Below are 8251 nucleotides of genomic sequence, written 5' to 3'. Positions count from 1 at the left end.
ACTTGGGTTGGTAATGTTCCACTTAGGCGTTCTTCTGTTGTTGAGGATGAGAAAATGTTACTGGTCGTTGTTACTCCATTTTGTGTACTGTAGTGGTGCAGATCTGCTCCTGACTCGTATACGTTGGGTATGTATAAGTTTCCGTTCACTCCTCTTTTGATGTCGCCTAACAAATATACTAAATTTTGGGAGAGTGGTAAACTGGTTAGGTTTAGTTGATCGTATTTCCATAGTTTCCCTCCACTGGTGTTGTTGGTGGCGTTGTATAGGTCGTGTTGGGTATAAAGGAGGTTTTCACTGTCCTCTTGGTAGGCTATGCCTGCTTGTGGGGCGTAGCTTCCTCCTGTTGTGGTAACGTTGGCGCTTATTCCTGTGGATGTGATTTTGTCGCTGTTTAATGCGATTTCATAAATCGTCGTGGTTTTATGGTCAAAGCCTGCGATCTTTTTGCTATGGTTGTGCCACACGAGTTTTTCTCCGTTGGGTGCGATTTGTAGTTCGCCCATATCGCCATCTCCGCATTGTGTGGTGCTCCATAGTACGTGTTCTGTGATTGGGGCGTTTTCGTTGAGTTCTATGGCGAGTACTTCTACGAGTTTTTCGCTTTGTCCTGCTAATGGTTGGCTTCGTGTGGTGTAAACGATGGTTTTGTTGTTAATATGGTCTTCGTATCCGGTGTAATGGTACCCGTATTGTACGCCTGTTGTGTTGGTTAGGCTGGTTAGGGGTTGATTGACGGCACTGGTTACTGCTCCTGCTGCATTGGCTCCTCCATAACCGTATTGGTCCATGTCTATGGTATGATAGGTTGGGATGCCTTGGTTGGTGAGCGTAATTAGGGCGTATTTATTGCTGCCTGTTAGGTTTACGATGACTGGACGACTGTTGGTGTTGACGTCGGTGATTTGTTCTAGGCCTTTCATGAGTTTTCCTTCTTGGTCATAGACTAAACAGGCGTCTTGGTTGCCTAGGTAGTTTTTGGCTAGTACGGCATAGAATTGTGTTTCGTGGTTGGTGTTTTCTGCTATGGCTATGCCTTGGTCTGCTATTCCTAGGAATTGAGCGAGGGTACCTGCATCGGTATAGGGGCTGTTTTCTCCGCCGTTGAGTTTTTTGATGTCGCATTGGCATAGGTTTTCCATGGCTGCTTTGGGTAGGATTGATGTGGTGATCCAGTTTTGGTAGGCGGTGATGGCTTCTACGCCTGTTTCGACTGCTCCTACGAATGTGGCTTCTGCTCCATTTTGTAGGGTAACTTCTGCTAAGGGTTCTCCGAGTTGTGGTCGGCTGTAGAGTCCTACTCGGTCTGAGCCATAGATGGCTTGTTCTTCTACCCATAGTGTAGCGGTATTGTCGTCGGTATCGTATTTTTTGGTGTAAACGGCCATCGGGTTGCCTTGGGCGTCTCTTACGTAGTAGGTGGTTTTGATGTCTCCGACTCCGTAGGTATAGTTTGCTGGGGTTTGATTGGTGTAATTGGCCGAGAAATCTAAGGTTTCTTTGGCTGTTTTACGGGTTCTGTTTCCGAGGGCGTCGTAGTCGAAGTGGATGTGACTGAGTCCTACTTTGATTCCGTCTTTGTGGATGGTTTTTTGGATGGTTTTTATTTTTCCGGATACGTTCCATTCAATGTCCATGGTGACGTTGCATTTTTGTCCGCTTATCCATTCGAGGGCTTCTTCATGGATGAGGTTGCCTATTGCGTCGTAGTCTTGATCGCTATAATCTCGTTCTCCGATGATGTCTTCTACGTTGTTATAGGTTAGTGTTCCGGTTGAGGGATGTGCTACATCGGCTACTTCTTTGAGGCGGTTGTTGCTTAGTTTTGATGTTGGGTCTTGTGGGGCTAGTCTATTGTAGCTGTAGGCTAAATCATCCATGACAGTTCCTTCTTGGTTATGGCGTTTTAATGTGGTGAGGTTGCCGTTGCCGTCGTAGCTGTAGTTGGTATGGAACGCGAGGGTTCCGTGGTGCCCATTGTCGTTGGTGTATCCTGCTTGGAATCCGTTGGTTAATTGGTTATTGGTTTGTTCGTAGTTCCAACTTTCTTTGATTCTGTTGAGGATGTCGTAACGGTAGATGGTGGCATTGGTATGGTCTGCTTGGTTGATGCTTGTGTTAACGCCTGTGTTGTCTTGTTGTAAACGACTGTTGATCCAATGGCTGATGTTTCCATTGTATAGGTCTTTGGCTTTGGCATTGGTGTATAGGCTATTGGTGTTGTCGGTGAGGTAGTTATGGGTGGTGTTTTTATAGTCGCCTTGGTAGTAGCCTAAGCTCATCCCGTAGGTGTCTTTTGCGACGTGCTGGGTTTCCCAAGCGGTTGTAACGTTACTTCCATCGTTGTGCATGGTGTTTGCGCCTCTGTGTAGTTGAGGGGTGTTCATGGCTTTTAACCAACCTTGGATGGTATAGGCGTAGTCGACACCTTGGACTTGGTCTTCTCCGATGGTGGTTCGCATGAGGGGGCCGTGTTCGTAATAGGCGTAGCTGGCGTCTTGGTCCCAGACTTCTCCATTGATGGAGGTTTCTACGCTGGTTAAACGGTTTTCGGCATCGTATTGGTAACGGTGGTAAAAGCGGTCGGCTCGTTGTTCGTTGTAGCTGACTTTTAGGACTTTCCCGCTGATTAGGTCGTATTGGTAAGCGAGGTAGTTTTTCCCGATTTCTGGGTCGTCTTGGATTATCCATTCTACGTTCCCATGGGGATCGTAACTGTAGTAGGTATGGTATTGGTCTTCTGTGGTGGTTAGGTTACCGTCGTAGTCACTGTATACGTAACTGATTCTGTTTTGGAGATAGCGTTGGGCTTGACCGTAGTAGGTTTCTTGTGTGGGTGTGGTATAGACGGAATAGGTGACTTGTTGGGTTTGTGTTGAGGGGAAGCTTAATGTTTGGGCTGGTACGGCATTGGTACTGCTGTAGGTGTTGTTAAAGTCGAGGGTATGTGTACTGTTTGCTGTGGGATCGGTATAGGTTAACTGGCTACTTTGACCGGCTTCTACTACTCTTCCTAATGCATCGTATTTGGTGTATGAATAGGTATTGTTTTGGGCTTGTTGGGCGTTTTGTGAGAATCGTAAACGGCTTAATTGGTCGTAGATAAAGTTGGTGTTTCCGCCATCGGGGGTGTGTTGACGGATCATTTGCCCAAGGTTATTGTACCAATAGTGGGTGCGTAAACTATGGTTGGGTAATAGTTCTTGATGGGCTGCCATTGCATTATTGGCAAGGGTGTTGGCGAGGGTGGCTGTTCCTTGTCGATAAGCTAAAATGGCTTCGGTTTGTGTTGTATTGAGTATGTCTACGCCTTCTGGTGGGACGGTTTGTGTGAGTTGTCCTGCTCTGTCGTAGTAGAACAGGGTGTAATGGTGGATGTTTTCATCGTAAGAGAGGCTTAACTCGTCTTTTAGGCTGTGGTCTTGAAAGCATGAGCGTCTAAAGTTGGTTAGTGCTGCGGCTACATTGTTTTGGTAGCATGTTCCTGCTGCAGCCATAACGGCATCGGCGGCTTCGGCCATGTTTTCTCTTAGGTTTTGATCTATTTCTTCGTCTTCTTCGTCCTCGTCGAGGGCTTCTTCTCCCCATACGAAACTAAAGGCTGGATAAGCGGCGGTATTTTCGGGTACGGTATAGGTGATTGGTCCGTAGGTTGGCGAGCTACATCCATTGGCATCGACTATTTGGAAACTGTATGTCCCGTCGACTAGGTTGGTGATTGGGGTGCTTTCGAAAAAGCTGACTTGGAGGATTTCTTGGTTGGTTTGGGTGCTTCCGTTGTCGTTGGGATCGGATGGGTCGCCATTGGTGGTTATGGTTTGACCTTGTAGGTACCAATTGTAGGTATAGGGTGCGGTTCCTCCGCTTGCTTGGGAGGTGAATTGACAGTTTTGGGTGTCGTCGTAGTGGTTGCTAGCGGCTAATGTGGAGGTTACTGCTGTGGTACTGGCGATGGTTAATTCATTGGATTGATAGCTGCATCCGCCTACTTGGATGGTGGCTGATATTGTTGATGGAAAGGTGGTTACTGTTGCGGTTAAGGGGTCTGTTTCTGGGGTGGCATTGGTCCATGTGATGTTATCGTAGCTGCCTCCTGCTAGTGTGGCGGTTACTGCTGCTGCTTCTCCTTGGCATTGTTGTCCGTCTGTGCTGATGGTGATCCCTACTGGGCTTGCTTCTGCTATGGTGAAGGTTTGGGTATGGCTACAGCCGTCATGGCTTCCTTTGACTTGGTAGGTTCCTGGGCTGGTGATGTTTACGCTGGGTCCGGTTTGATCGGCGTCACCGAACCATTCATAGGTGAGGTTTTCTGTGGCGGTTGCTGATATGGTAAGGCTTGAGGCCTGGTTGGGACATAGCTGTGTTGTTGGTAGGTTTATGGTGTAGTTAACAGGGGTTGTGCCTACGGTTACGGTAGTGGTTGCGGTGCAGTTGGCTCCGTCTGTTACGTGTATGGTATAGATGCCTGGGGCGAGGTTGTTAGCGGAATTTCCGACGTTTGATGTGACGATATTGTTCCCGTCTATTAGGTTGACGGTGTAACTGCCATCGCCTCCTGTTGGGGTGATTGAGATGGCTCCTGTTGGGGTGTTACAACTTGATGGACTGGTTGTTGTTGCGCTTACTGTTATGTCTGATCCGGCTATTGTGATGGGGGTCGTACTGAAACAGTTGTGGTTGTGTTCTGAGGCGACTGTGATGTTGTAGCTGCCTGCGGAGAGTTCGTCTAGGGTAATGGTATTGGCTAAGGAGACGTCTCCGTAAAGGTTATAGCCTACTGCGTCAAAATTGGTGATGGATAATTGGGCGGTTCCTGTGTTGCTGCAACCTGCTGATGTGGTATGGGATACGGTCACATTGGGGATTTGGGCTTCTTGGATGGTGATGGTTGCCATATTTCCATTGCCTAAAAAGCAGATGCCGTTGCTGCTTCCTACTCCTACGGTATAGGTGCCGGCTTCTGTGGCTAGTATGCTGGGGCTGTTTGCTGTGATTGCCGTGATGGTTCCGTTGTTGTTTTTGGTCCAGGTATAGGTGAGGTTCCCTACTCCATTTACGCCTGTTACGTTGGCGGTAAGGGTGGTGCTTATGCCCTCGCAGATGTACTGGTTGGTGGCTGTTAGGTTGACGCTTGCGCCGGTGTTGACGTTTACGTTTTGGGTGTAACTGTCTCCGCAAATGCCATCGACTATGGTGGCGGTTATTTCGTATAGCCCATTGGTGGCATAGGTATGTGTTCGACTGGTGGTTGGATTGGATCCGTCTCCATAGTCGATAATGACTTGGGCATTGGATGCCAGGTGGTTAAAGTTGATCGTATAGACTCCACAGGTTGTGGGATCGGGGGTGGCGGTGAAGGTTAAATCATGGTGTTCAAATACGGTGACTTCTTCATAGAGCGTGGTGCTTTGGTCGGGATACGTGACTGAGGGACAGCCGTTGATACTGGCTTCTAATCGGATGTAGTAGGTTTCGGGGTGGGATAAGATGTAATGCGGGTATTGGGCGGTACTGTAACTGGTGCCGTCGGTGATCGAGGTGATCGTCCAGTTATAGTGGTCTGGTAGATCGGAGACGTGGGCGAAACTGAGTTGATCGTATTGACAGAAGTTATTGTTATTGGCAAAACTGAACAGGTTGATTCCTGCGAGGTTGGTTCCTAGGGTGATATCGGAACTGGATTGGGCGATACAGCTGTAGCCGTTACTGAAGACTTTTAGTTGGATGGTGTTGTTGCCGGCTTGTAGTCCTTGGCTGTAGGTGTCGCTGACTCCTGTTGCTCCTATGGTTTGTCCATTGATCTCCCATTGGTAATTGTTGGTGATGGGATCATAATTGGCGATGGTTAGGTTGATTCCTTGTTGGTAATCGCAGGCATCGGGGATCGTGTAGGTAAAGCTTGACTCGGGTAAACCGGTTACCGTGGCTATGCCATAGATTGGACAGCTTAAAGCGTCTGAGGTGAAAGATACGGTATAGGTCCCGTTTGCGGTATAGGTATGGACGTGGGTTGAGTTGTTGAGTACGCCTGCATTGTGGGTTCCGTCTCCATAACTAAACTGTCTGTTGCTAGTGCCTAGATTGAGCCCTGCTGGAAAGGTTATCTCGACTTGTCCGCAGTTGGTTGTGCTTTCGGTGATTGTTAAGTTTCCTGGTGAGGCTGAAACGGTGATGTTTTGGGCTTGATAGGTGTGGTTTACTGTGGTGCCATCGGTGGATAAGATTTCACATTGGACACTATAGGTCCCGGCGGCTGTAAAGTTATAGTTGGGCACATAGCCGAATTGGGTGGTTGGGGTGCTTCCATCGCTGATGGTCCATTTTACTTGGGTTGGTGCGATGCATGTTGGTAGGTTTAACCCGCTGATGCTTAGGGGCATCCCGACACAGGCTGAGCTGGGGAGTGAAAAGTTGTAGTTGGTGTATTTAAATGGTTCTTCTTTGACTTGGATGTTGTCGATTATCCAACGGTCTTCGTCGGATATGTATACGCCATCATTATTGATGTCTTGAATCTTGAAACGAATCTTGATTTGATCGTTCTGTACGGTGTTGGGGATGATAAAGGTTTCGCTTTCTAGTGGTGTGGTACTTAAGGGGGTGGCTTGCCATGTTGTATAGCTTTGCTCATTGAAGCCCACTGTATAGTTTGTGCTTAAGCCTTGATAATTGAATGGGGTTAATGCGATCCAACTTCCGCCATTGAGTTGGTATTCTACTTCTCCTTGATCTGGGTGTTCTATGCCACAGTAATGGTCGAAGGTTATCTTGACTTGGGAACAGGTTCCTGTGATGACCATTGTATTGGAGGTATAGGTTAAATCGTTTTCGTCTAATATCCCCTCTCCGCCGGAGGTTAAGGAAATGGATCCGTCAAATAACGGTGAGCTATACGCGCCTTGTCCCTCATAGGTGAATGACTCACTTAATAGGGTTTGCCCATAAGACTCTCCTAAAAAAATTAACCCTAAGAATAGTATTATTATCGTTGTCGATTGTCGCATTGTTCTATAATATTATTTAATTAAGGACATTGTATCCCTATGTAAGTACATTGAAAATCAGGTAAGCTTTTGTGAGGCACCCATTGAATGCAGTTCTGTATTTTAGGGTGGGTTTGAGGGACGTTAACAAACTGCCAAACACCATAAGGATTGAAAGTTGAAGGTACACACCCATTTACCCCTGAAATATTTTCAGTTGGGATGTCTGTATCGGTTATAAACACCTGAAATCCAACATCAAAACTTGACAAACTCGATGTTAATGCTATCATTTCACTAAACGTCATTTTAGGAATACAATTACCATCCATTTTCTCCCACATAAAGCCATTCCAATAATAATAACCTTGGCCGCAACTTCCTGTGGCAGAAGCATTGGTATTATAAACTAACACGCCCTCAGTTGCCGTACCTACTACTGCTGAATAATCGAAGATACTGGTCAATGCTACACTAGGAAACAATACTCCTTTATTTTCATTAGGAGCTACCACTTCTAACATTGTTGAAAAGTTAGGAGAACTAACATCTGACGAGATTTTGACTCCTTCTGTATTTTGTGCAAGACTCCCCAAGGCGAGGCACAACAGCATATAAAAAAGACTATATTTTATCATTTTCATCTTATTTCTTTTTTAACAAGGTGATCCCCCAGTACATGACACTGTAGGTAAGACTATATCTTTAGACCATAAAACACCTCCACAATTGCAACTATATAATTTGGTATTAGTAAATGACCAAATACCCTGAGGGTTAACTGTTGCAGGTGTACAACCTGTCGTAAAACATGGAGACAAATCGCTAGATGGAATGCTGGTATCGGTTACATAAACTTGATACCCTATATCAGCTGCTGTTAAATTGGATGTAAAAGCCACCATTTCTGCAAACGTCATTTGTGGCACACATTTCCTCCCCATTCTTTCCCAGTAGTTTCCATTCCAGAAATAATACCCTTTCCCACATCCATTTATGACACTTTCATTGGTATTGTAGATGAGGACTCCCTCAGTTGCAGTTCCTACTATTGGCGCATAAACATTGATATCTGTTAATGCTACTTTGGGAAACAACACCCCTTTATTAGAAGATTTTACTTCTAACATAGTAGATGGATTGGGAGGAGATACTGTACTACCTATTTTTACTCCTTCTACTCCTTGAGCATAAAAACATGAAGATAGTCCCATTAACATGATTAGTAGATAAACGATTTTAATATTTTTCATGGTCTTTTATTTTTG

General features: G+C 46.0%; 3 protein-coding genes. All 3 read right to left on the bottom strand.

Going from position 1 to position 8251, the window contains the following annotated elements:
* Window positions 1-6800, bottom strand: a 6800-nt coding sequence (locus N4A35_00920; GenBank protein MCT4579950.1) for a hypothetical protein, incomplete at its 3' end; no start/stop codon positions are given.
* A 224-nt stretch (window positions 6801-7024) separates the two neighbouring features.
* Complete coding sequence (locus N4A35_00915; protein MCT4579949.1) at window positions 7025-7627, bottom strand: hypothetical protein; 603 nt, start codon at window positions 7625-7627, stop codon at window positions 7025-7027.
* 12 nt (window positions 7628-7639) lie between these two features.
* A complete protein-coding gene (locus tag N4A35_00910) occupies window positions 7640-8236 on the bottom strand; it encodes a hypothetical protein (GenBank protein ID MCT4579948.1) in 597 nt (198 codons plus the stop codon).
* Window positions 8237-8251: the final 15 nt, after the last annotated feature.

The sequence above is a fragment of the Flavobacteriales bacterium genome (assembly GCA_025210295.1).
Lineage (GTDB): Bacteria > Bacteroidota > Bacteroidia > Flavobacteriales_D > Parvicellaceae > S010-51.
This window is presented reverse-complemented; position numbering and strand designations above follow the sequence as displayed.

Bases quoted from the DNA above. Each gene is read 5' to 3' on its own strand.
- N4A35_00910 (MCT4579948.1), bottom strand. From the start codon at position 8,236: ATGAAAAATATTAAAATCGTTTATCTACTAATCATGTTAATGGGACTA.
- N4A35_00915 (MCT4579949.1), bottom strand. From the start codon at position 7,627: ATGAAAATGATAAAATATAGTCTTTTTTATATGCTGTTGTGCCTCGCC.